Raw genomic sequence first — 23,658 nt, forward strand, 5'->3', positions numbered from 1 at the left:
CGTCCTGGGGGGACACACCGCATGAGCCATGGGCGTCATGTCACCATGCTCACCGAAGGCACCTATCCTCACGTCCACGGGGGCGTCAGCACCTGGTGCGACCAACTGGTCCGCGGCATGCCGGAGGTCGACTTCAACGTCATAGCCCTGACCGGCTCCGGGCGCGAGCCGGTCACCTGGGAACTGCCGCGCAACGTCTACCGGCACACCGCCGTACCGCTCTGGGGGCCTCCATCGGCCCGGCGATCGCGGTCGACGCTGCGCGGCAGGGCCCAACGAGGTTTCACCGAGACGTACGAGACGTTCCTGCTCTCCATGCTCGACCCGCGGCACGGCGGATTCTCGCAGTCCCTGCGCGAACTGGCCCTGCTCGCCCGGGCCGGGAAACTCGCGCCGGCCCTGCGCTCCGAGTCCGTGCTGCGCCTGCTGATGACCGTCTGGACCCGCCCCGGTCTGGTCACCGCCGAGGCCGCGCCCACCATCCACGACGCGCTCACCGCCACCGACCTGCTGGAACACGCGCTGCGCCCGCTGTCCGTGCGGATCCCGCCCGACAGCGTCGCCCACGCCGTCAGCAGCGGCCTCGCCACCCTTCCGGCCCTCGCCGCCAAATACCTCGACCAGGTGCCGTTCCTCCTCACCGAGCACGGCATCTACCTGCGCGAGCGCTACCTGGGCTACCGCACAGCCGAACAGCGGTGGCCCGTCAAGGCGTTGATGCTCGGCTTCTACCGCGAGCTCAACACCGAGGGCTACCGGCAGGCCGACCTGATCACCCCCTGCAACCAGTACAACCGTCGGTGGGAGGAGCGCGGCGGGGCCGCCGCCGACCGGATCCGCACCGTCTACAACGGCGTCGACCCGCACGCCTTCCCCGAGGCCGGTCCCGAACCGGAGGTGCCCACCCTCAGCTGGTGCGGCCGCATCGACCCGATCAAGGACCTCGAAACCCTCGTCCGGGCCTACGCGTTCATGCGCGAGGAGCTGCCCGTCCTGCGGCTGCGCCTCTTCGGCCCGGTCCCGGCCGGCTGCGAGGACTACAAGCTGCGCCTGGAGAAGCTCGCCGCCGAACTCGGCGTCAGCGACGGCATCACCTACGAGGGCCGGATCGACCAGGTCGCCCAGGCCTACGCGGCCGGCAGCGTCGTGATGCTCTCCTCCATCAGCGAGGGTTTCCCCTTCAGCATCATCGAGGCCATGTCCTGCGGCCGCACCACGGTCTCCACCGACGTGGGGGGCGTGCGCGAGGCCGTCGGGGACACCGGCCTCGTCGTCCCGCCCCGCGAGCCCGAGACCATGGCCCGCGCCACCCTGGCCCTGCTCCGCGACGACGAACGGCGCGCCGAACTCGGCCGGATGTCGCGCAAGAGGGTCGTCGAGAAGTTCACCCTCCACCAGTCCGTCGACGGCTTCCGGCACATCTACCGGGAACTCGCCGGCCAGCCCCTGCTGCCCGTCCACCCGGGCGACGACTGGACCCAGCGACTCGCGGACCCCTGGTACAAGGAGCTCGCCGCCGACGGGAGCCTGTGGTGAGCGGTTCCCTCTGGCTCAAGGTCCCGGGCGGCAGCACGCTGCCCGCCGTCCCGCGCCCCCGACGGACGGTCCCCCCGGCCGCCGATCCGATGGACGAACTCGTCGAACGGCTCGACGTGTTCATCGCCGCCGCCGTCCACCCCGACGAGATGGCGGCCATCCTCGAATCCGACGGGATGACCGACGAGTACATCCGGCTCACCTACGGCCGCCACGACTCCTTCGCACTCGCCGAGGAGCTCTACGCCCGGGTGCCCCGCTCCTTCCCGGAGCCCGAGGGCGCCCCCGACCCCTGGAAGGTCTCGCTCACCGCCTGCCTGCTGCGCGGGCTGATCTTCGCCCTGCCCGGCCTGGCCTACCTGCTCGGCGCACCCCTGCTGGAAGGCCCCCAGGACCGGCTGGGGCTGCCCGCCGGGACGCTGACCCTGCTCGCCGGGGCACTCATCGGGTGGGTCTGGGACCAGACCCTGTCCCACCGGGCCTACTCCTGGCTCGGCCTCGGCGACCGGGCCGCCGCCGGGCGGACCCTGCTCGCCGGGGCTCCCGCCGGGGCCCTGCTGGGCACCGCCGCCGCGCTGGCGGTGCCCGGCGGGCCGCCGTTCTCGTACGCGTTCGCCGCCGGACAGGCCCTGTACGTGGGCGCCGCCACCGTCCTGCTGGTCCTCGGCCGGGAGCGGTTGCTGATCGCCGCGCTCGCGCCGATGGCCGCGGGCGCGGCGGCCTCCCTCTTCGTGGACCCGCCCGTACCCGTGCGCGTCACCCTGCTCGTGGTGTCGCTGCTGGCCGCCTGCGCCCTCGCCGTCCGGGAACTCCCGCTGGCCGAGGGCGTACGGACCACCGTGCGCCGCGTCCGGGGCTGGTCCCGGCGCGGCCCGGGGGAGGGCCCGGTGCGCTGGCGGATGCTGCGCGGCACCGAGGAGGAGTACCGCCCGCGCGGTCCCCGGCTCGGGGACTCCGTGCCGTACGGGGTGTTCGGCCTCGGCACCGGCCTGCTCGTGCTGTACGCCGCCCTCGGCGAGGTGCTGGCCGGAGGCCCCGCCGAGGCCGTCGCCGCGCCCTCCGCGGTGGCCCTCACCCTCAGCATGGGCCCCGCCGAATGGCTGCTCCACCGGTTCCGCAGCGGCAGCCTCGCCGGGCTGCGGGCCGCCCGCTCGCCCCGGGCGTTCCGGCGCCGGATGCTCGTCACGCTGACCCGGTGCCTCGCCGCCTACCTGGCGGTGCTGCTCGCCCTGGGCGTCGTCGGGACCCTGCTCTGGCCCGGAGCCCCCGGGCTGACCGGCCTGCGCGTCGCGACGCTGCTGCTGCTCGGCGCCGTGATGTGGACCGGGCTGCTGCTCCAGTCGTTCGGGGCGGTCCGCCCCGCGGCGGTGGTCTGTGCCTCGGCCGCCGTCGCCCAGAGCCTGGCCCTGCTCTTCGGGGCCGGGCAGCCGCGGCTGGTCCAACTGGTCGTGGCGGGCACGGCGGCCGCCGCCCTGACCGTCATGGTCTGCCTGTTCCTGGGTCGGGCCACGGCCCACCGCTGACGCACGTGCCCCCGTACGCGACGGACATGAAGAAGGACCACATGCTGCTGGTGCCCCTCTACGAGCACCCCTCCGACCAGCCCGAGGCCTGGGAGCTGCTGATCCGCTCCGCGGGCCGCCTGCACTCGGTGGTGCTCAACCCCGACAGCGGGCCGGGCGACGCCCCCGACGAACGGTTCGCCGCCGTCGCCGAACGGCTCCGCGAGGCCGGGGTGCCCGTCCTGGGCTACGCCGACACCGACTACGGGCGGCGCCCGCACGCGGCCGTCGTCCAGGACCTGCTGCGCCACCGCGACTGGTACGCCACCGACGGCGTCTTCCTCGACCAGGCCTCCGCCGATCCCGAGCTGCTGGCGCACTACGGTCGGCTCGCGGTCGCCGCCCGGGCCGCGGGCGCCCGCACGGTCGTCCTGAACCACGGCGTCCACCCGCACCCCGGGTACGCCGAACTCGCCGACCTGCTGGTCACCTTCGAGGGTCCCTGGGACGCCTACCGGGACGCGGCGGCCGTACCCTCCTGGACCGCCGACCACCCCGCGGGGCGGTTCTGCCACCTGGTGTACGCCGTCCCGCCGGGCGCGCCCGCCGCCGAACTCGCCCGGGAGCGACGGGCCGCCGTGCACTGCGCGGTCCCCGGAACCGGCGCGCACCCGTGGGGCACCCTCCCGTACGCCCTGGAGGCCACCGCGTGAACCGCCGTCCGCCGAGATGGTCCGGGTCGCTGGTCGTCCCGCTCCTGCTGCTCGCCGCGTGCACCTCCGTGCCGGAGCCGGACGACGTCTCGCCCGACCCGGCGCCGGGGCGGCGCTGGCAGCCCGAGCCGGGGGTCAGTTGGCAGTGGCAGTTGTCGGGCAGGCTCGACACCTCGGTGAAGGCGGCCGTGTACGACGTCGACGGGTTCACCACGAGCAAGGAGCAGGTCGCCGACCTGAAGGAGGCCGGCCGCAAGACGATCTGCTACCTCTCCACCGGCGCCTGGGAGGACTTCCGGCCGGACGCCGACGACTTCCCGAAGTCGATGCTGGGCGAGGGCAACGGTTGGGAGGGCGAACGCTGGTTGGACATCCGGCGCCTCAAGGAGCTGGAACCGCTGATGGCCAAGCGCATCGACATGTGCAGGGAGAAGGGCTTCGACGCGGTGGAGCCCGACAACATGGACGGCTACGCCAACCCCTCCGGGTTCCCGCTGAAGGGCGACGACCAGCTGAAGTACAACCGGCTGATCGCCCGGCTCGCCCACGACCGGGGCCTGTCGGTCGGCCTGAAGAACGACCTGGACCAGATCCCCCAACTCGTCGGGAACTTCGACTTCGCGGTCAACGAACAGTGCATGGAACACGATGAATGCGACCGGTACGCGCCGTTCACCGACGCGAACAAGGCCGTCTTCCACGTCGAGTACGAGAGCCGGGTGGGCGAGTGGTGCGCCCGCTCGCAGGAGGCGCGGCTCAGCTCGCTCCAGAAGAAGTACGAACTGGGCAGCTGGCGCAGGATCTGCCCCCGCTCCGGCACCCCCTGAGGGCGACGGGACCCGGGAGGCAGGACCCGGGAGGCAGGCCCCGGGAGACCCGGGAGGCAGGACCTAGGAGACGGGCAGGATGGCGTGCACCCGGTACCCGCCGCCGTACCGGGGCCCCGCGAAGCAGGACCCGCCCAGCGCGCCCGCCCGCTCGCGCATCCCCAGCAGCCCGTGACCACCACCCGGGTCGGCCGGTTCCGGGGCCGGGTCGGCCGAGGTGCCCCCGTCGTCGAGGACCGTCACCTCCACCGAGGCCCCGACCCGGACCACGCTCACCTCGGCACTGGCGCCCGGGCCCGCGTGCTTGCGCACGTTGGTCAGCGCCTCCTGGATCACCCGGTACGCGGCCAGGTCCACGGCCGCCGGCAGCGCGGACGTGTCCCGCCCCAACTGCACGATGACCCGCACCGGCAGCCCGGCGTGCCGGAAGGTGTCCGCCAGCTCGTCCAGCACGGCCAACCCCGGCGCGGGCTCGGTCGGCGCCTCCGGGTCGCCGGACTGGCGCAGCAGCCCGACCGTGGCACGGAGTTCGTTCAGCGCCGAGCGGCTGGCGTCCCGTACGTGCGCCAGCGCCTCCTTGGCCTGGTCGGGGCGCTTGTCCATCACGTGCGCGGCCACCCCCGCCTGCACGTTGACCAGGGCGATGTGGTGGGCGACCACGTCGTGCAGGTCCCGGGCGATCCGCAACCGCTCCTCGGCGACCCGGCGCCTGGCCTCCTCCTCGCGGGTCCGCTCGGCGCGCTCGGCCCGCTCCCGGATGGCGTCGATGAAGGCACGTCGGCTGCGCACGGCGTCCCCGGCGGCCGCGGCCATGCCGGTCCAGGCGAAGATCCCGAGGTTCTCCTGCGCGTACCAGGGCAGTGGCCCCGCCAGCATGGCGACGCCGGTCAGCCCGGTCATGGTGAGCAGCCCGATCCGCCAGGTGGTGGGGCGGTCGGTGCGGGCGGCCAGCGTGTACAGGGCGATCACCGCGCACATCACGACGGGCGCGCGGGGCTCCCCGGTGGCCAGCTCCAGCAGGGACAGTGCGCAGGTCACGGCGAGTACGGCGCGGGTGCGGCGGCGCCGGAACACGAGGGCGGCGGCGCCCAGGAGCATCAGCAGGAGCGAGAAGGGGTCGGGGGTGCGGGTGCCGAAGGTGGGCCCGTGCGGCCCGTGGGGATCGGCGAAGGATCCGACGACCATGGAGACGAGCGCCCCGAGCGCGAGTACGGCGTCGGTGGCGAGCGGATGGGCCCGCGTCCACTGCCGGGTGGCGGCGAAGGGCCCGCGGTGTGTCGTCACCCCGTTACGGTACGGCCTGACCGCTGAGCCCCGGACGGAGCGGGATCGCTCAGGCCGGCGGCGGTGCGCTCGGCGCGGGCGGCGGGCGTTGTCCCAGCGGGGCGCGGGAGCGCCGCGGCCCCCACTTCGCGCGCACCACGCACACCGCCATGACGGCGGCGATGGCGGCCAGGTGTTCCTTGCCCGCCAGGTTGTCCTTGATCAGCACCTCGCCGATCATCACGAGGATCACCAGGGCCCCGGTGAGGTGGGCCCGGTAGCGCCAGCAGACGTAGATCGCCAGGCCCACGACCGCCGCCGACGGGCCGGTGTCGTTGACGACGCGGTCGGACACCGGCAGCCCGAAGGGGTGGTCGGGGCCCAGGGAGAGCCCGATCCGGGCGTACGTGGTGCCAGCGAGGGTGGCCACGTAGCCGACCACCAGGGTGCGCCACCAGCCGATGCAGATCTCCGAGATCCCGAAGACCAGCAGGATCTGCGCGAGCGCCCCCCAGACCGGCAGGTCGAGCGCCGGCACGAAGAGGGACAGGGGCGTGCGCGACAGCGCCAGCCAGAGCGGGTCGACGGCCTTGACCGAACCGAGGTCCTGCACCGGCTGGAAGCCCCACGAGGTGTTCTGGACGATCTGGAAGACCGAGGTCAGGCAGACCGCGCCGAGGGTCATCGGGATCGCCCGCCACTTGTCGCGGACGAGCGAGTCCCGGATCGTCCAGAACAGGGGCCCCCACTCGCGGCGGGCGAACCGCCGCAGTGAGGAATTCGTCAACGCTTGGTCTCCAGGTGTCTGCGGTGCATCCACTTCGGCAGGCCGGGAGCTTCGAGGAAGCCCTCCGCCCGGCCCGCCGCGACACCGATCCGCAGCAGGTCCGAACTCTTCTCGAAGAGCATGAACCGCGGTTCCCAGATCGGCCGGTATTTGGCGTTGGCCCGGTAGAGGGACTCGATCTGCCACCAGCGGGAGAAGAAGCTCAGCAGCGACCGCCACATCCGCAGCACCGGACCGGCGCCGAGCTTCGATCCCCGCTCGAAGACGGAGCGGAACATCGCGAAGTTCAGTGAGACCTGTGTGACGCCGATCTCCTTTGAACGCTCCAGGAGTTCGATGACCATGAACTCCATCAGACCGTTCTCGGAGTCCCGGTCGCGGCGCATCAGGTCGAGCGACAGACCCTTGGGTCCCCACGGCACGAAGGACAGCACGGCACGCAGTTCGCCGTTGCCGTCGAAGCACTCCAGCATCACGCACTGGCCGTCGTCGGGATCGCCCAACCGGCCCAGTGCCATCGAGAAGCCCCGCTCGGTCGCGCCGTCGCGCCAGTCGTCGGCGCGGACGAGGAGCACGTCCATCTCCTCGGCGGGGATGTCGGAGTGCCGGCGGATGCGCACCGTGTACCCGGCGCGCTTGACCCGGTTGTAGGCCTGCCGGACGGTCCGCATGGCGCGACCCTCCAACGTGAACTCGGCGGTCTCCACGATGGCCTCGTCGCCCAGTTCCAGCGCGTCCAGGCCGTGTCGGGCGTAGATCTGTCCGGCCTCCTCGCTCGCGCCCATGACGGCCGGCACCCAGCCGTGCTCGCGGGCCTCGGCCAGCCAGGGCTCGATGGCGCCGGGCCAGGCCTCGGGGTCCCCGATCGGGTCGCCGGAGGCCAGGGACACGCCGCCGACGACGCGGTAGGTGACGGCGGCCTTGCCGGTGGGGGACCAGATGACGGACTTCTCGCGGCGCAGCGCGAAGTAGCCGAGCGAGTCGCGGTCGCCCTGCTTGGCGAGCAGGGCCCGCAGCCGTTCCTCGTCCTCGGGGGTGAGCGGGTCCACGGCGCGGCGCGAGCGGAACGCGGCGAACAGCACGGCGAGGAGCAGCAGCATCGACATGACGTTGACGAAGACGTCCACCCACGCCGGCGTGGCGATCCCGTCGTAGGCCCGGTCGTTGGGCTCCAGGGTGATCAGCCGCATCGCGCCGTACTTCCAGCGGGCGAGGAAGGTGGCGTCGGCCCGGTCCGGGTCGGTGTTGGTGGCGCCGACGAGCAGGGCGGCGACCAGCGAGGTCAGCAGCAGGCCGACGGCGGCCACGACGGTGGCCAGCTTGGGGTTGGAGCGGTCGCCCTTGGCGTAGAACTCGTGGCGGCCCAGCAGCAGGGCGCCGACGAAGGCCGCGGTGAGGACGAGCGAGACCCAGTTCTGCGCGTGGTCGCGGAACTCCGGGTAGCAGAAGTCGTAGTCCCCGCCGACGCACGGGGCGAAGGCCGCCGTGGCGAAGGCGAACAGCAGCATGCCGCTGATCACCAGGTTCAGGATCCAGGCGGCCCGTTTGCGGCGGCCCATGGTGACGGCGAGGATCAGCGAGAACAGCCCGGAGGCGAAGCCCGCCGTGAGCAGGTACGGGGTGTAGAAATCGGCGGTGTTGTGCCGGCGCAGGTCCTGCCCCAGCGAAAGCCACACCGCGCTGAGGAAGTTCACGAAGGTGACGACGCGCAGGTACCAGATCGCGAAGGCCGCGCCGCGCCGTGATGGTTTGCTGCCTCTGCGGGCCTCGGCCTCGGCCGCCGGATCCCCCTTGCCGGTGTCCCCCCTGCCGGCGGGATTGCCGCCGGACTCTTTTCTTCCGTTTACTGCCGTGGTGGTATCTGCGCTGGTCAAGCGGACCTCTCCCATGAAAAGCGATGATATGGGGCGTCACCGTCCACGGGCGGATCGAGCGCCCCGGACTGGTCAGGCCCGTGGCGCCCGGTGAATTCAGTCCGTCGGCTCCTCCGCCGCTCGTTCGGGCAGCTCCGCAGCGAGTGCGGCGGCCGCCTGGACGAGGGGGAGGGCCAGCAAGGCCCCTGTTCCCTCGCCCACAGTGACGCCGTGGTCGAGCACGGGGTTGAGTGCCATCCGGTCCAAGGCCTTCGCCTGGCCCGGTTCGCCGCTCGCCTGGCCGGCCAACCACCAGTCCGGGGCCCGGAACGCGGCCCTCTGGGCCACCAGCCCGCAGGCCGCCGAGACGAGCCCGTCGAGGATGACCGGTGTACGGCGCACCGCGCACTGGAGCAGGAAGCCGGTGATCGCGGCGACGTCCGTGCCGCCGACCTTCGCCAGCAGGGCCACCTGGTCGCCCAGGACCGGGCGGGCCCGGCGCAGGGCGTCGCGGATGGCCGCGCACTTGCGCATCCAGGCCAGGTCGTCGATCGGGACCCCGCCGCGACCGGTGACGACCGAGGCGTCCGTCCCGCACAGCGCGGCGACCAGGGTCGCGGCCACCGTGGTCCCGCCGACGCTGAGGTCCCCGAGCACGACGAGATCGGTTCCCGAGTCGGCCTCCTCGTCGGCGACGCGCATCCCGAGCCGCAGCGCGGCCTGCGCCTCCTCGACCGTCAACGCGTCCTCGACGTCGATCCGTCCGCTGCCGCGCCGCACGCGGTGCCGGACGACCTCCTCGGGGAGCAGCTCCGGATCGCAGTCCAGACCGGTGTCGACGATCCGAACGCCCGCGCCGAACCGCGCGGCCAGGACGGCCACCGGGCTGGTCCCGTCGAGCACGCCGCGCACCAGCTCATGCGCGGTGCCGGCGGCGCGCGCGGAGACCCCCTCGGCGGCGATCCCGTGGTCGGCCGCGAACAGCACGACGCGGGGCCGCTCGATCTGCCTGACCGGGACCCGCCCCTGCGCGGCCGCGAGCCACTCGCCGAGTTCGTCGAGCCGGCCCAGCGCGCCGGGCGGCACGGCCAGCCGCTCACGGCGATCCTCGGCGTCACGCCGGACGCCCCCGTCGGGGCGCTCGATCAGATCGGAGAAGTCGTCGAGATTCAGCGTGGTCATCTGCCAGAGCGTACAGCCGGTGAGGCCCTCCCCAAGCCCCTCCCGCGGCCCCGCCGTCGGTGCGCCGGGGCCGCCCGCGCGCTCGCCGGCGACCGGCATCGGCGACGTCAGTCCTTCAGGACCACCGCCTGCCCGGCCACGACCAGCAGGACGTGCTCGCACTCCGCCGCCACCGCGTTGTTGAGCCGCCCCAACTCGTCACGGAAACGTCGACCGGAGGACGTCGCGGGGACCACTCCCGCCCCCACCTCGTTGCTGACGAGCACCACCGGACGACGGCTCGCGCGGACCGCCGCCACCAACTCCGCGGTCGACTCGCGCAGCTTCTTCTGCCCGCCGCCCGCCCACACGTCGTCGTCCCAGGCCTCGGCCCGGTCCATCGCGTCGGTCAGCCACAGCGCCAGACAGTCGATCAGCAGCGGCGGCCCGCCGTCGTTCTCCAACAGCGGCACCAGCGCGCAGGTTTCCACCGTCCGCCAGGTCGCCGGCCGCCGCTCCCGGTGCAGACCCACCCGCTGCGCCCACTCCGCGTCCCCCTCACGGGAGCCGCCCGTGGCCACGTAGACCACCTCGGGGAAGCCGGCCAGCCGGCGTTCCGCCTCGTACGACTTCCCCGACCGGGCGCCGCCCAGGACCAGGGTGCGCCGCGGCAGCTCCGGCGCCGCGTGGTACTCGCCGACCACCACCGTCGTGCCGTCCGGCACCACCCGCGCCCCGGCCGCCGCGCACCGCCGCTCCGACTCCCGCCCCGGCGGGGTGTCGTGGTCCAGGTGCACGGCGATCACGTCCGTCGCGGGCCCCAGCGCGCCGCTCGCCCGCAGCCGCGCCACCGCCTCGGGGCGACCGAGCACGTCCGCGAGGACCACGTCGTAGGGGCGTTGCCCGGCCGCGCCGCCGGGCTCCGGGCGCGCGGAGACCAGACCGGCCGGCGCCCCGCCCGGCGGGAGGTACAGCAGTCGGCCACCGTCCGGCCCGGTCACCTCGTACCCGGTGCCCGGCGTGTCCATCGGCACCGCCCGCACCCGGTGACCACTGATCACCGACAACTCCTGCCCGTCCGGCACACGCCCCGCCGCCGGCAGGCCCGGCGGCAGCTCGACGGGCGGCCCGTCGTGCGGGTGGGTGAGCAGCACCTGCCGCACACCGGCCAACGAATGCCCCGCGCGGGCCCCGGCCAACACCGCCCCGGGGGTGAGGTCGAGCAGCAGCGCACCGTCCACGAGCACGGCCGTCGCCGCCCTGGAGAGGGGGCCGACGGAGACCGCGCAGGCGGCGCAGGGACAGCCGGGGCGGGGCAGTCCTTCGGGTGTACCGGTGCCGAGCAGAGTGAGTTCCACCCGATGATCCTCCCGCGTCCGCGGGAGTGGTGCGCGCCCGGTTACTCTGCGGGCAGACTCAAGGCGAACAACGCAGGTGCGCGAGAGACGGTCAACGCGCGAAACAGCGGACGAGCAACGGAGGCGGACATGGCGTGGACGTGGCGGTTCGAGACGGCCGAGGGCAGCGAGGCGACGCCGTCGGTGGTGCCGGAGGAGTTCACCACGCAGGGGGACGCGGAGTCCTGGATCGGTGAGTACTGGAAGGACCTGCTGGAGGGCGGCACCGAGAAGGTGAAGCTGTCCGACGACACGGGCACCGAGCTGTACACGATGAGCCTGCGCGAGGCCCTGGACGCCTGACCGGCTGCCGCCGCCGCGGTGTGCGGGCTCAGCCCCGCACACCGCACAGGTGCAACAGCGCCGCCACCGCGCGGTACGGGTCGGTGCGCCCGGCGCGGTCCTCGGCGGCGAGCAGTCGCTCCAGCTCCGCCTCCGGCGGGAGGTGCTCCCCGGCCTCGGTGCCGTCGGTGAAGACCCGTACCCCGTACCAGGCCTGGAGCGGAGCCCCGATCCCCGAGAGCGTCGCGGTCAGGCCCGCCAGTCGGTCGGCGCGTACGTCCAGACCCAACCGGTTCGTGTAGTCGACGGTGTCGAACGCCTTCAGGGCGCCGTTCCAGTCCCCGCCGAGCCCCGGCCGCATGGCGAGCGCGTCGCCGTTGCGCACCAGCAGGGACAGCAGCCCGCCGGGGGCGAGCATCCGGGCCAGCCCCGCCAACATGGCGTCCGGCTCCGGTACGTACATCAGCACGCCGTGGCACAGCACGACGTCGAAGCTGCCCGGCACGAAGTGCGCGCCCGTCTCCCGGCCGTCGCCCTCCATCAGCCGGACCCGGTCGCGGATGCCCGCCGGCTCGCCGGCCAGCGCCTCGCGGGCCACGTCCAGCATGGCGGGGTCCTGTTCGAGGCCCGTCACCTTGTGTCCGGCGCGCGCCAGGCGCAGGGCCTGGGTGCCCTGGCCCATGCCCACGTCGAGGACCCGCAGTCGCTGCCCGACCGGGAAGCGGTGCGCGATCTGTTCGTCGACCTGGCGGCCCACGAGTTCCTGGCGGACCGCGTTACGCAGTCCGCCCAGGCCCTCCAGCCACAGACGGGATCCCCCGGAGAAGTCGGCCACGTCGCCCCCCGACGCCCCGGATGCGGGCGTCGCTGCGCTCAGGGTCGTTCCCCACGCTTGACCTGCGGCTTCGGCAGGCGCAGCCGGCGCATCTGGAGGGTGCGCATCAGGCCGTACGCGACGGCGCCGCGCTTGGGCTCGTCCGGGAAGCGCTCGTTGACGGCCTTGCGCAGGCGGATGAACATGCCGATGGAGTCGAGGATGATCAGTGCGATCACGCCCATCCACAGCACCAGCGCGATGCTCTGGAGACGCTCGACGCGCACCATGCTCAGCACCAGGATGATCACGGCCAGCGGCAGGAACATCTCGGCGACCGAGAAGCGCGAGTCCACGAAGTCGCGGACGAAGCGACGGACGGGGCCCTTGTCGCGGTTGGGCAGGTAGCGCTCGTCGCCGTTGGCGAGGGCCTCGCGCTGCTTCGCCATCTCCACACGACGGCGCTCACGGGCCCGCTTGGCGTCCTCCTTCCGATTGCCGGTCGAGGCCACCACTGCCTTGCGCTGCGACTGGGCCACAGCACGCTTCGGCGTCGGGCGGCCCTTCGGGGCCTGGGGGTCACGGGGCTGCGAAAGGTCGGCGCTCACCTTGTCGGTGGCGGGGGCCTTTTCTTCCTTGGAGGAACGGCTACCAAACACGAAACCAAGCCTACGTGGTCACGGGCACGCTCCCCACCTCGGTGGGGAACGATCCGGCAACGGCGGGCGTCTTCCCTTGTGCAGGGTTCTTGTGACGGGCGGGCCCCCCTCGGGATCTCCTGGGACCACCTACTCCTTACGCCTGACACGGCGGCGGCGTAGTCGTCCTGGAGGAGGAGCGCATTCGTTCTCGAACAGTGCGGTAATGGAGACAGGGCCCGTACTGTGGGTTCTGTTGGTGACCTGGAGCGAAGTCCGTCTAGAAGGGGGCGCGCGAAGCCCATGAGCGGTGTCATGAAGCGTATGGGGATGATCTTCCGCGCGAAGGCGAACAAGGCCCTTGACCGGGCCGAGGACCCGCGCGAAACCCTCGACTACTCCTACCAGAAGCAGCTGGAGCTGCTGCAGAAGGTGCGGCGCGGTGTCGCCGACGTCGCGACCTCCCGCAAGCGCCTGGAACTGCAGCTGAACCAGCTCCAGGGCCAGTCCACCAAGCTGGAGGACCAGGGCCGCAAGGCGCTGGCCCTCGGCCGCGAGGACCTGGCCCGCGAGGCCCTGTCCCGGCGGGCCTCGCTCCAGCAGCAGGTCAGCGACCTGGAGGTGCAGCACCAGACCCTCCAGGGCGAGGAGGAGAAGCTGACCCTCGCCGCCCAGCGCCTCCAGGCCAAGGTGGACGCCTTCCGCACGAAGAAGGAGACCATCAAGGCCACCTACACCGCGGCCCAGGCGCAGACCCGCATCGCGGAGTCCTTCTCCGGCATCTCGGAGGAGATGAGCGACGTCGGCCTCGCCATCCAGCGGGCCGAGGACAAGACCGCCCAGCTCCAGGCCCGCGCCGGCGCGATCGACGAGCTGCTGGCATCCGGCGCCCTGGACGACCGGAGCGGTCTCGGCTCCAAGGACGACATCCAGGCCGAGCTGGACCGCCTCTCGGGCGGGACGGACGTGGAGCTGGAGCTCCAGCGGATGAAGGCCGAACTGGCGGGCGGCCCGACCGACCGGCAGCAGGCCATCGAGGGCGGCGCCCCGGGCGCCGGTCAGCCCACCCAGACCCCGCACCGGTTCGACAAGCAGTAGGACGGGGCCCGTCATGATTGTCCGCATCATGGGGGAGGGCCAGTGGACGCTGGCCGACAGCCACCTCGTCGAGCTGAACAGGCTGGACGACGAACTGCTCGTGGAGATGGAGTCCGGCGACGGCGAGGGGTTCCGGCGCACGCTCGCCGCACTCCTCGACGCGGTCCGCAGACTCGGCGAGCCCCTGCCGGACGACGCGCTGGAGCCGTCCGAACTGATCCTCCCGGCGCCCGGCGCGAGCCTGGACGAGGTCAGGGAGATGCTCAGCGACGACGGCCTGATCCCCGGCTGACGACGGCCTCTCCCCGGCTGACGACGGCCTGATCCCGGGCCGGCGGGCGGGCCCGCCGCCCGATCGTCAGTCGGGACCCTTCTCCAGCGAGACCCGCTCCGGGTCCGGCGTCCCGCCGATGAAGTTCTCGAACCTGCGGCGCGGCGAGGCCCAGCGCCGGTCGTGGTGGAAGGCGCGCAGCCCCGCCCGGGCCCGGGCCTTGGGGCGGTTCGCGTAGAAGCGCTTCGCATAGGGGGACGTGGGGCGGGCGAGACGGATCGCGCCGATCAGCGCCACGAAGGGCACGACGGTGCCGAAGATCGCGGTGCGCGCCTTGCCCTTCCACAGCGCGACCAGCGCCAGGAAGAAGTTGCCGGCCATGTTCATCACGACCACCCCGCGACTCTGACGCTCCTCACTGGTGAGGTCGTTGACCCCGAACGGCAGGAACCCGCCGAGCATCAGCGCCACCAGCGCGGCGGTCAGGACCACGATCTCCACGCTCTTGCGGCCGTCCTCGCTCCAGTAGACGTCGTCCAGGTGCAGGATCAGCGCGAACTCGTCCAGCACCAGGCCGGCGCCGACCCCGAAGAGCACGGCCGAGAGCATCGCCCCGAAGCCGTGCCGGCCGCTGCCGACGGCCCCGAAACCGCCGATGATCACCAGGATCACGCCCGGGACGACGTGGTGGATGTGGATGCCGCCCGGGGTGACGTTCTTGAAGGGCCCCCGCCCCGCCCGGATCAGGCGGGTGACCAGCCGGGTGATCAGGAAGGACAGCACGAACGACAGCAGGGCGAGCAGCAGCGGGAGCTTGCCCGGCTCCAGGATGTTGCGGTACCACCATTGACCCATGACACCACCTTCCACCGTGGCGGGTAATGCGCAATTCAACGCCGGTCGCGGCGGGGTAGCGTTCGCGCCGATGAAAGATTCGTTCGAAGATCCGCCGCAGTCGCCGCCGACGGAGCGCGCCCCGCTCCTCGACGGGGTCCGCTTCGCGTTCGGCACGCTCACCGTGTTGCCCGCCCGCATCACCCGGTGGGACCGGCCGGCCGCCCGGACCGGGATGGCGTGCGCTCCGCTGGCGGGGCTCGCCGTCGGTCTGCTCGCGGCCGTCCCCGGAGTGCTCCTGCTGGTCCTCGGCGGCGGGCCGCTGCTGGCCGCCGCCGTCACCGTCGCCGTGCCGGCCGCGCTCACCCGGGGGCTGCACCTCGACGGACTCGCCGACACGGTCGATGGGCTGGGGAGCGCCAAGCCGGCCGAGGAAGCCCTGCGGATCATGAAGCAGTCCGACATCGGCCCCTTCGGGGTGATCGCCCTGCTGGTGGTCTTCCTGGTGCAGGTGGCGGCGCTGACGAACGTGTACGCCGACAGTTGGGTGCGGGGCGCCCTGGCCGGCGTGCTCGCCGCCGTCACCGCGCGCCTCGCGATGACCCTGGCCGCCCGCGACGGCGTCCCGGCCGCCCGCCCCGGCGGCCTGGGCGCGGCGGTCGCGGGCGTGGTCCCGCTCCGCTCGGCCGTTCTGGTCACCGCCCTCACCGTCGCGGCCTGCACGGCCGCGGCCCTCCCGCTGGGACTGCCCGCCGCGGCGCAGCACGCGGCGGCGGTGCTCGTCGCGCTGCCGGTGGCCGAACTGCTCCTGCGCCGCTGCGTGCGCCGCTTCGACGGGGTCACCGGTGACGTCTTCGGCGCCCTGTCCGAGGTCTCGGCCACCGTGGTCCTCGTGGTCCTGGCCCTGGGCTGACCCCCGCGCACCCCCGCGGACCCCCGTGGGTGCCGGGCGCGGGGGTCCGCCCCGGGACCGGGCCGGGATCTTGGGGACGTACCCTCGGGGGGTGGACGACACGGTGGCGGGGATGCCGGGCGGCGGGCCCATCAGGGTGCTGCTCGCCGACGATCAGGCGCTGCTGCGCAGCGCGTTCAAGGTGCTCGTCGACTCCGAGGCCGACATGGAGGTCGTCGGCGAGGCGTCCGACGGGGCCCAGGCCTACGCCCTCGCCGGCGAACGACGGGCCGACGTGGTCCTCATGGACATCCGGATGCCGGGCACCGACGGGCTGGCCGCCACCCGCATGATCAGCGCCGACCCGGAGCTGCGCGCCGTCCGCGTCGTCATGTTGACCACCTTCGAGGTGGACGAGTACGTGGTGCAGGCCCTGCGCGCCGGCGCCTCCGGCTTCCTCGGCAAGGGCGCCGAACCGGACGAGCTGCTCAACGCGATCCGGGTGGCCGCCGCCGGCGAGGCCCTGCTGTCCCCGGCCGCCACCAAGGGGCTCATCGCCACCTTCCTCGCGCAGGGCGGCCACCCGGACGTCCCCGCCGACGGCTCCGCGCACGCCGCACGCCTGGCCACGCTGACCGTGCGCGAGCGCGAGGTGCTCGTACTCGTCGCGGCGGGCCTGTCCAACGACGGCATCGCGACCCGCCTGGAAGTCAGTCCGCTCACCGTCAAGACCCACGTCAACCGGGCCATGGCGAAGCTGGGCGCCCGCGACCGGGCCCAGTTGGTGGTCATCGCCTACGAATCGGGCCTCGTGCGGCCCCGGGTCGACGGCGCGCGGTAGTCCCGAGGGGCGGCGCAGCAGGACGGCGTACTGCGGGCGCGGTATGCCGCGCGCAAGTACGGGACCTGGGGGCGACGAAGCGGCGTCCCGGGTACGAAAGGCTGGGGGGCCCTCGCTTGTCCCTGACGGCGTCACCTCGCCGCCGCCACCGAATGAGAGATCCTCCAACCATGTCGTGGCTGTCCCGCTTCAGCCTGGCCCAGAGAGCGTTGATCGGCCTCGTGTCGATCGTCGCGCTCCTCTTCGGCGCCATAGCCGTCCCGCAGCTCAAGCAGCAACTGCTGCCGTCCATCGAACTGCCGATGGTGTCCGTGCTCGCGCCCTACCCGGGCGCCTCGCCCGACGTGGTGGAGAAGCAGGTCATCGAGCCCATCGAGGCCACCCTCAAGGGCGTCGACGGCATCACCGGCATCACCTCCACGGCCAGTGAGGGCAACGCCCTCCTCATGGCGACCTTCGACTACGGCGACAGCGGCACCAAGCAGCTCGTCGCCGACGTCCAGCAGGCCGTCAACCGGGCCCGCGTCCGGCTGCCCGCCGACGTCGACCCGCAGGTGGTGGCCGGTTCCACCGACGACATCCCGACCGTCATCCTCGCCGTCACCTCGGACAAGGACCAGCAGGCGCTCGCGGACCAGCTGGAGGCCTCGGTGGTCCCCGTCCTCTCGGACATCGAGGGCGTCGGCCAGGTCACCGTGGACGGGGTCCAGGACCTCCAGGTCACCGTCACTCCCGACAACGCGAGGCTCGCGGCCGCCGGTCTCGACGCCGGCGCGCTGAACAAGGGCCTCCAGGCCGGCGGCGCCACCATGCCGGCCGGCTCCTTCGACGAGGAGGGCAAGAACCGCACCGTCCGCGTGGGCGCCGGCTACACCTCCCTCGCCCAGCTGGAGGACCTGCGGCTGAGCCCCGGTCCCGGCAAGCCGGCCGTCCGGCTCGGCGACGTGGCCGCGGTGAAGCAGGAGCCGGCCAAGGCCGTCTCCCTCACCCGTACCAACGGCAAGCCCAGCCTCGCCCTGGTCCTGACCATGGACAAGGACGGCAGCGCCGTCGCGATCTCCGACGCGGTCAAGGACAAGTTGCCCGAGCTGCGTTCCACCCTCGGCTCCGGCGCCGACCTGGCCGTGGTCACCGACCAGGGCCCGGCCGTCGCCAAGTCCATCTCCAGCCTCACCACCGAGGGCCTGCTCGGCCTGGCCTTCGCGGTGATCGTGATCCTGGTCTTCCTCGGCTCCCTGCGCTCGACGCTGGTCACCGCGGTCTCCATCCCGCTGTCCGTGGTCCTCGCGCTGATCGTGCTGTGGACCCGCGACCTGTCGCTCAACATGCTGACCCTGGGCGCCCTCACCATCGCCATCGGCCGGGTCGTCGACGACTCCATCGTGGTCTTGGAGAACATCAAGCGGCACCTCGGCTACGGCGAGGAGCGCGAGGCCGCGATCATCACCGCCGTCAAGGAGGTGGCCGGCGCGGTCACCTCCTCCACGCTGACCACCGTCGCCGTCTTCCTCCCGATCGGTCTCACCGGCGGGATGATCGGCGAACTCTTCGGTTCCTTCTCGCTCACCGTCACCGCGGCCCTGCTGGCCTCGCTGCTCGTCTCGCTGACGGTGGTACCGGTCCTGTCGTACTGGTTCCTGCGCGCGCCGAAGGGCACCTCGCAGGACCCGGAGGAGGCCCGCCGCGACGCGGAGGACAAGGAGGCGCGCAGCCGCCTCCAGCGCTTCTACGTGCGCGTCCTGGGCTTCGCGACCCGGCGCCGGCTGACCAGCGTGGCCATCGCCGTGGTGGTCCTCGTCGCCACCTTCGGGATGTCCCCGCTGCTGAAGACCAACTTCTTCGACCAGGGGGAGCAGGACACCCTGACGGTCAAGCAGGAGCTGGCCCCCGGCACCTCGCTGGCCACCGCGGACGAGTCGAGCCGCAAGGTCGAGCAGGTCCTGGCCTCGGTCGACGGCGTCAAGGACTACCAGGTCACCGTCGGCTCCTCCGGCTTCATGGCGGCCTTCGGCGGCGGTACGGGCTCCAACCAGGCCTCCTACCAGGTCACGCTGGAGGACTCCGGCAAGGCGGAGTCCGTCAAGAAGGGCATCGAGACCGGGCTGGCCGCGCTCGACGGCATCGGCGACACCCGGATCATCGCGGGTGGCGGCTTCGGCAGCTCCAACCTGAGCGTGGTCGTCAAGGCCGGCGACGCCGACGTACTGGCCAAGGCCGCCGCGCAGGTCCAAGCCGAGGTGGCGAAGCTCAAGGACGTCACCGACGTACAGAGCGACCTCTCCCAGTCGGTGCCCCGGATCTCCGTGGTCGCCGGCCCCAAGGCCGCCGAGGCGGGCCTGGACCAGGCCGCGCTGGGCGCGATCGTCGCGCAGTCCGTCCGGGGCACCCCGGCGGGCAAGGCCGTACTGGACGGCACCGAGCGGGAGGTCCTCGTGAGGTCGGCGCAGCCGGCCACCACCCTGGCCCAGCTCCGCGATCTCCCCGTCGGCCCGGTCAAGCTCGGTGACATCGCCGAGGTCAAGGTGGTCCCCGGGCCGGTCGCGATGACCCGGATCGACGGCGCCCGCGCCGCCACCGTCACGGCCAAGCCGGTCGGCGACAACACCGGCGCGGTCAGCACGGAACTCCAGAGCAAGATCAAGGCGCTGGACCTGCCCGCGGGTGCCACGGCCTCGATCGGCGGGGTCTCCGAGGACCAGGACGACGCGTTCGCCTCCCTGGGCCTGGCCATGCTCGCCGCCATCGCGATCGTCTTCATGCTGCTGGTCGCGACCTTCCGCTCGCTGATCCAGCCGCTGATCCTGCTGGTGTCCGTGCCGTTCGCGGCGACCGGCGCGCTCGGCCTGCTCATCGTCACCGGCACCCCCATGGGCGTCCCGGCGATGATCGGCATGCTGATGCTCATCGGCATCGTGGTGACCAACGCGATCGTCCTGATCGACCTGGTCAACCAGTACCGCGCCCAGGGCCTCGGGGTCGTCGAGGCCGTCATCGAGGGCGGCCGCCACCGGCTCCGCCCGATCCTGATGACGGCCCTCGCGACGATCTTCGCGCTGCTCCCGATGGCGCTCGGCGTCACCGGCGAGGGCGGCTTCATCTCGCAGCCGCTCGCGGTCGTGGTGATCGGCGGCCTGGTCAGCTCGACGCTGCTGACCCTGCTGCTCGTGCCGACCCTCTACACGATGGTCGAGCTGTCCAAGGAGCGCCGCCGGGCGAAGAAGCGGGCCCGCCTGACGGTGGTCCCGAGCCCCGCCCCGACCGAGGACGACACCCCGGTCAAGGTCTGACGCACCGGACCCGAGGGCGTCCGAAGACCACACCGAGGGCCCCGGCCCCCGTACGAGTACGGGAGCCGGGGCCCTCGGCGTGCGCGCCCGGGAACCGTGGGCGCGCGAACGCGGGCGTCCGGGAACCGCGGGCGCGCGAACGCGGAAAGGGGCGCCCGGCTTGCCGCCGGGCGCCCCTTTCCGCGTTCGAGTGGACCGCTACGGGAGCGCGAGCATGCGCTCCAGGGCGAGCTTCGCGAAGCTCTCCGTCTCCTTGTCGACCTCGATCCGGTTCACCAGGTTGCCCTCGGCGAGGGATTCCAGGGTCCAGACCAGGTGCGGCAGGTCGATGCGGTTCATCGTCGAGCAGAAGCAGACCGTCTTGTCGAGGAAGACGACCTCCTTGTCCTCGGAGGCGAATCGGTTCGCCAGTCGGCGGACCAGGTTCAGCTCGGTGCCGATGGCCCACTTGGAGCCGGCCGGGGCCGCCTCCAGCGCCTTGATGATGTACTCGGTGGAGCCGACGTAGTCCGCGGCCGCCACGACCTCGTGCTTGCACTCGGGGTGGACCAGGACGTTCACGCCGGGGATGCGGGCGCGGACGTCGTTGACGGAGTCCACCGAGAAGCGGCCGTGCACCGAGCAGTGTCCGCGCCACAGGATCATCTTGGCGTCGCGCAGCTGCTCGACGGTCAGACCGCCGCCGGGCTTGTGCGGGTTGTAGAGCACGCAGTCGTCCAGCGACATGCCCATGTCGCGGACCGCGGTGTTGCGGCCGAGGTGCTGGTCGGGCAGGAAGAGCACCTTCTCGCCCTGCTCGAAGGCCCAGTCCAGGGCCTTCTTGGCGTTGGACGACGTGCAGATCGTGCCGCCGTGCTTGCCGGTGAAGGCCTTGATGTCGGCCGAGGAGTTCATGTAGGAGACCGGCACGGTGTCGCCCGCGATCCCGGCCTCGGTCAGCACGTCCCAGCACTCGGCGACCTGCTCGGCGGTGGCCATGTCGGCCATCGAGCAGCCGGCCGCGAGGTCGGGCAGGACGACCTTCTGGTCGTCGGAGGTGAGGATGTCCGCGGACTCGGCCATGAAGTGGACGCCGCAGAAGACGATGTACTCGGCCTCCGGCTTGGCGGCCGCGTCCCTCGCCAGCTTGAACGAGTCGCCGGTGACGTCCGCGAACTCGATGACCTCGTCGCGCTGGTAGTGGTGGCCGAGGATGAAGACCTTGTCCCCGAGCTTCTCCTTGGCCGCGCGGGCGCGCGCCACCAGGTTCGGGTCCGACGGCGAGGGCAGGTCGCCGGGGCACTCCACCCCGCGCTCGCTCTTGGGGTCGGCTTCGCGGCCGAGCAGCAGCAGGGCAAGGGGCGTCGGCTGGACGTCCAAAGGCTGGGCGGTGGTCACGACACGCACCCTTTCTGTTCTGCGACTAGGGACTTCCGAAGGAAGCGCTTCGACTTCTCGTCTATTTGACGCTATCTATCATAACCGCTTCACGTCAGTTTGACGATGCCCGATAGCGTCGATGTGACGAATTCGCCCGCCACGGAACTCCCCCGTCCGTCGGGTTCGTCCCCTCGTGCCGGTGTGCGAGCATGAATATCGAGACAAGGTGCGGGAGCCGGAATGAATCCGCGATCGCACTGGTTGCCACCGACGGCAAGAGTCCGACGTTTCCCCAGCCTCCGGCGGGGAGCCGCCCACTTCGGGAGTGAATGCAGATGTCCGTACAGGACGACAAGACCACTGTGAGCGACGGCATCCTCCTGTCCGACGCCGCCGCCGTGAAGGTCAAGACCCTGCTGGAGCAGGAAGGCCGTGAGGACCTGGCGCTGCGCGTCGCCGTCCAGCCCGGTGGCTGCTCGGGCCTGCGCTACCAGCTCTTCTTCGACGAGCGCTCCCTCGACGGCGACGTCGTCAAGGACTTCGACGGCGTCAAGGTCGTCACGGACCGGATGAGCTCGCCCTACCTCCACGGTGCCTCCATCGACTTCGTCGACACCATCGAGAAGCAGGGCTTCACCATCGACAACCCGAACGCCACCGGCTCCTGCGCCTGTGGCGACTCGTTCAGCTAAGCCTGTACGACGAGGGCCCGCGCACCGGTCGAGTACGACTGGTGCGCGGGCCCTCTCGCATGTCGGCTCAGCCGCGGGGGAGCGGCTTGCCCGTGGTCGCGTCGACCACCTTCCGGTCGCCGAGCGGCTCCTTGAGGGTCACCGTCCGGGACATCTCCTCCGCGATCATGATGCAGCTCTGGCCCGGCTTGTTCGGGGTGTCGGTGATCTTCACCAGCACCGACGCGCCCTCCTCGCGCGCCTCCACGGCGTAGGCGCTGCACACCCCGCCCCAGAAGTTCACGGTCAGTTTCCGGTCGGCCTCGGCGTACGAGAACCCGGGCACGGTGCGGCCCCCCGTCGGCGGAACCGGCGCCGGAGCGGTGCTCTCCTCGGCCGACGCCGGCTGGACCACCGTGTGGCCCGCCGCGCCGTCCTTGCCGGCCACCTCGAAGTGCCAGGCCGGGACCAGGCCCCGCGCACCGTTCACCGTCCCGGGCGCCAACCCGAGCACGGCGCCCCGTACGGTCTCCGTCCGCGGCGGCTTCATCGGGCGCGGCTCCGGGTTGCAGGGGAGCGTGTCGGTCGCCCCGACCGGGGTGTCCGGAGTCAGCGGCACCGAGGTCGCGCAGCCGCTCGGGCCCGGACCCGTGCCGTTCGACCCCGACTTCCCGGCGTTCAGCCGGGCCAGCGCCTCGACGGCTCCGACCACCGACTGCTCCGCCGCCCGGACCGGGGCCTTCAGCTCGCCGCTCGCCGTCACCACCCGGGAGTCCGGGCCCACGCTCACCTTGCTCGACCAGCCCTGCGTGGGCAGCTCCCCGACCACCGGGTCCGCCGTCACCACCCGGGCCGAGCCCTGCGCGAGGCGGGCGTCCAGCTTCGCGCCGGCCTGACCCGCGGCGGCCAGCACCGGGGCGGCGGCGGCCTTGGCGGCCTCCTCGGAGACCGGCGTCGCGCCGGCGGTGCCCTGCGGCTCCTGCGGGTCCCGCGGCAGGGTGGCGGGACCGCAGGTGTCCTGACCGCGCTTGCAGGAGTCCCCGCCACCGCCGTTGTCACCGCCCGGCTGGAAGCGGTTGAACGTCCAGGTGCCGGGAGCCTTGAGGCCGACCGTCAGCCGGGGCCCGGAGCCGTCGGCGCCCTCGCCGGCGAGCCACTGCTCCCCCGAGAGCCGGGGCGCGCCGGGCACGCCCAACGCGCTCGCCAGCCGCGCCACTTCCTCGGAGGTCACCTCGCCCGACGCGACGAACGTCGGCGCCTTCGCCGGGGCCTCGGGCAGCTTCACGTCCGCGCGGTACGTCACCCCGCCGCCGGACGGGTCCGGCTCGCCGGGGGCGATCCCCGGCCCCGAGGGGGTGCCGGCCTCGCGGGCCGCGGCGGCCGTGCGCTCGCCCGTCCGCCCCGCGCCGGAACCGTCACCGTGGGCCGTCGACGCCCAATAGGCCGTACCGCCGCCCGCGAGCAGGACGGCGGCCGCGATCGAGCCGATGGCCCAGGCCGGCCGCCGTCGTGTGGCGCGTGCTGTGTCGGGTTCTTCGCTGGTCACCGAATCGCTCCTTCACTCGTCCCGTCGTACGTGATGCGGGTGTGACGGGACGGAGGCGCAACCGGTTCCCCCGGGGAGCGGCCGGG

General features: G+C 72.6%; 21 protein-coding genes. 11 read left to right on the forward strand and 10 right to left on the reverse strand.

Going from position 1 to position 23,658, the window contains the following annotated elements:
• Positions 1–21: 21 nt before the first annotated feature.
• Genes pelF through ACIRO3_RS11990 form a run of 4 tightly spaced genes read left to right on the forward strand, consistent with a single transcriptional unit; the run spans position 22 to position 4,578 of the window.
• Positions 22–1,536, forward strand: a complete 1,515-nt coding sequence (gene pelF, locus ACIRO3_RS11975) for a GT4 family glycosyltransferase PelF (RefSeq protein WP_404135186.1) — start codon at positions 22–24, stop codon at positions 1,534–1,536.
• Complete coding sequence (locus ACIRO3_RS11980) at positions 1,533–3,059, forward strand: hypothetical protein (RefSeq protein ID WP_404135189.1); 1,527 nt, start codon at positions 1,533–1,535, stop codon at positions 3,057–3,059. Before pelF ends, ACIRO3_RS11980 begins: the two co-directional genes overlap by 4 nt.
• A gap of 26 nt (positions 3,060–3,085) precedes the next feature.
• Positions 3,086–3,751 carry a spherulation-specific family 4 protein gene (locus ACIRO3_RS11985; protein WP_361785358.1) on the forward strand — a complete coding sequence of 222 codons (666 nt, stop codon included), beginning with the start codon at positions 3,086–3,088 and terminating at the stop codon, positions 3,749–3,751.
• Entirely contained in the window at positions 3,748–4,578 is an 831-nt protein-coding gene (locus ACIRO3_RS11990) for an endo alpha-1,4 polygalactosaminidase (protein WP_404135192.1), read from the forward strand. The genes ACIRO3_RS11985 and ACIRO3_RS11990 overlap by 4 nt, the downstream gene beginning before the upstream one ends.
• Before the next feature lie 63 nt (positions 4,579–4,641).
• On the opposite strand, the gene ACIRO3_RS11995 is transcribed toward ACIRO3_RS11990, so the two are convergent.
• The 5 genes from ACIRO3_RS11995 to ACIRO3_RS12015 all read right to left on the reverse strand — a co-directional run bounded on the left by ACIRO3_RS11995 (position 4,642) and on the right by ACIRO3_RS12015 (position 11,000).
• Complete coding sequence (locus tag ACIRO3_RS11995; protein ID WP_361785364.1) at positions 4,642–5,862, reverse strand: histidine kinase; 1,221 nt, start codon at positions 5,860–5,862, stop codon at positions 4,642–4,644.
• Positions 5,863–5,911: 49 nt separating this feature from the next.
• Positions 5,912–6,628, reverse strand: a complete 717-nt coding sequence (locus tag ACIRO3_RS12000) for a hypothetical protein (RefSeq protein ID WP_404135196.1) — start codon at positions 6,626–6,628, stop codon at positions 5,912–5,914.
• A complete protein-coding gene (locus ACIRO3_RS12005) occupies positions 6,625–8,349 on the reverse strand; it encodes a phosphatidylglycerol lysyltransferase domain-containing protein (protein ID WP_404135343.1) in 1,725 nt (574 codons plus the stop codon). The genes ACIRO3_RS12000 and ACIRO3_RS12005 overlap by 4 nt, the downstream gene beginning before the upstream one ends.
• A gap of 249 nt (positions 8,350–8,598) precedes the next feature.
• The gene (cobT, locus tag ACIRO3_RS12010; RefSeq protein WP_366148521.1) at positions 8,599–9,654 is read right to left on the reverse strand and encodes a nicotinate-nucleotide--dimethylbenzimidazole phosphoribosyltransferase; all 1,056 of its coding nucleotides are present in this window, start codon (positions 9,652–9,654) and stop codon (positions 8,599–8,601) included.
• Positions 9,655–9,770: 116 nt separating this feature from the next.
• Positions 9,771–11,000 carry a bifunctional adenosylcobinamide kinase/adenosylcobinamide-phosphate guanylyltransferase gene (locus ACIRO3_RS12015; protein ID WP_361785373.1) on the reverse strand — a complete coding sequence of 410 codons (1,230 nt, stop codon included), beginning with the start codon at positions 10,998–11,000 and terminating at the stop codon, positions 9,771–9,773.
• Between the two features lie 129 nt (positions 11,001–11,129).
• On the opposite strand from ACIRO3_RS12015, the gene ACIRO3_RS12020 reads away from it, so the two are divergent.
• On the forward strand, positions 11,130–11,342 hold the full coding sequence (locus tag ACIRO3_RS12020; RefSeq protein WP_404135200.1) for a hypothetical protein: 213 nt from the start codon (positions 11,130–11,132) through the stop codon (positions 11,340–11,342).
• Positions 11,343–11,370: 28 nt separating this feature from the next.
• Here the strand turns inward: ACIRO3_RS12020 and ACIRO3_RS12025 are convergent, their stop codons facing one another.
• Entirely contained in the window at positions 11,371–12,114 is a 744-nt protein-coding gene (locus ACIRO3_RS12025; protein ID WP_404135346.1) for a class I SAM-dependent methyltransferase, read from the reverse strand.
• 80 nt (positions 12,115–12,194) lie between these two features.
• A complete protein-coding gene (locus tag ACIRO3_RS12030) occupies positions 12,195–12,794 on the reverse strand; it encodes a DUF3043 domain-containing protein (protein WP_361785376.1) in 600 nt (199 codons plus the stop codon).
• 282 nt (positions 12,795–13,076) lie between these two features.
• On the opposite strand from ACIRO3_RS12030, the gene ACIRO3_RS12035 reads away from it, so the two are divergent.
• Both ACIRO3_RS12035 and ACIRO3_RS12040 read left to right on the forward strand, forming a co-directional pair.
• On the forward strand, positions 13,077–13,871 hold the full coding sequence (locus tag ACIRO3_RS12035; RefSeq protein WP_361785379.1) for a PspA/IM30 family protein: 795 nt from the start codon (positions 13,077–13,079) through the stop codon (positions 13,869–13,871).
• 13 nt (positions 13,872–13,884) lie between these two features.
• On the forward strand, positions 13,885–14,163 hold the full coding sequence (locus tag ACIRO3_RS12040; RefSeq protein WP_404135204.1) for a hypothetical protein: 279 nt from the start codon (positions 13,885–13,887) through the stop codon (positions 14,161–14,163).
• A 66-nt stretch (positions 14,164–14,229) separates the two neighbouring features.
• Here ACIRO3_RS12040 and ACIRO3_RS12045 read toward each other — a convergent pair whose 3' ends face one another.
• Positions 14,230–14,997, reverse strand: coding sequence for a hypothetical protein (locus ACIRO3_RS12045; protein ID WP_404135207.1), 768 nt, complete (start codon positions 14,995–14,997; stop codon positions 14,230–14,232).
• 70 nt (positions 14,998–15,067) lie between these two features.
• On the opposite strand from ACIRO3_RS12045, the gene ACIRO3_RS12050 reads away from it, so the two are divergent.
• The 3 genes from ACIRO3_RS12050 (at position 15,068) to ACIRO3_RS12060 (ending at position 19,996) form a co-directional block, all read left to right on the forward strand.
• Positions 15,068–15,889, forward strand: coding sequence for an adenosylcobinamide-GDP ribazoletransferase (locus tag ACIRO3_RS12050; RefSeq protein ID WP_404135210.1), 822 nt, complete (start codon positions 15,068–15,070; stop codon positions 15,887–15,889).
• A 112-nt stretch (positions 15,890–16,001) separates the two neighbouring features.
• On the forward strand, positions 16,002–16,709 hold the full coding sequence (locus tag ACIRO3_RS12055; protein ID WP_404135349.1) for a response regulator: 708 nt from the start codon (positions 16,002–16,004) through the stop codon (positions 16,707–16,709).
• A 170-nt stretch (positions 16,710–16,879) separates the two neighbouring features.
• Positions 16,880–19,996 (forward strand): efflux RND transporter permease subunit, encoded by a 3,117-nt coding sequence (locus ACIRO3_RS12060; RefSeq protein WP_404135214.1) that lies wholly within the window; start codon positions 16,880–16,882, stop codon positions 19,994–19,996.
• 198 nt (positions 19,997–20,194) lie between these two features.
• On the opposite strand, the gene nadA is transcribed toward ACIRO3_RS12060, so the two are convergent.
• Complete coding sequence (nadA, locus tag ACIRO3_RS12065) at positions 20,195–21,382, reverse strand: quinolinate synthase NadA (RefSeq protein WP_404135217.1); 1,188 nt, start codon at positions 21,380–21,382, stop codon at positions 20,195–20,197.
• A 308-nt stretch (positions 21,383–21,690) separates the two neighbouring features.
• Here nadA and erpA point away from each other — a divergent pair, with 308 nt between their 5' ends.
• On the forward strand, positions 21,691–22,047 hold the full coding sequence (gene erpA, locus ACIRO3_RS12070) for an iron-sulfur cluster insertion protein ErpA (protein WP_053676136.1): 357 nt from the start codon (positions 21,691–21,693) through the stop codon (positions 22,045–22,047).
• A gap of 67 nt (positions 22,048–22,114) precedes the next feature.
• On the opposite strand, the gene ACIRO3_RS12075 is transcribed toward erpA, so the two are convergent.
• The gene (locus tag ACIRO3_RS12075; RefSeq protein ID WP_404135220.1) at positions 22,115–23,572 is read right to left on the reverse strand and encodes a hypothetical protein; all 1,458 of its coding nucleotides are present in this window, start codon (positions 23,570–23,572) and stop codon (positions 22,115–22,117) included.
• Positions 23,573–23,658: the final 86 nt, after the last annotated feature.

It is taken from the genome of Streptomyces sp. NPDC102278 (assembly GCF_044766345.1).
Lineage (GTDB): Bacteria > Actinomycetota > Actinomycetes > Streptomycetales > Streptomycetaceae > Streptomyces.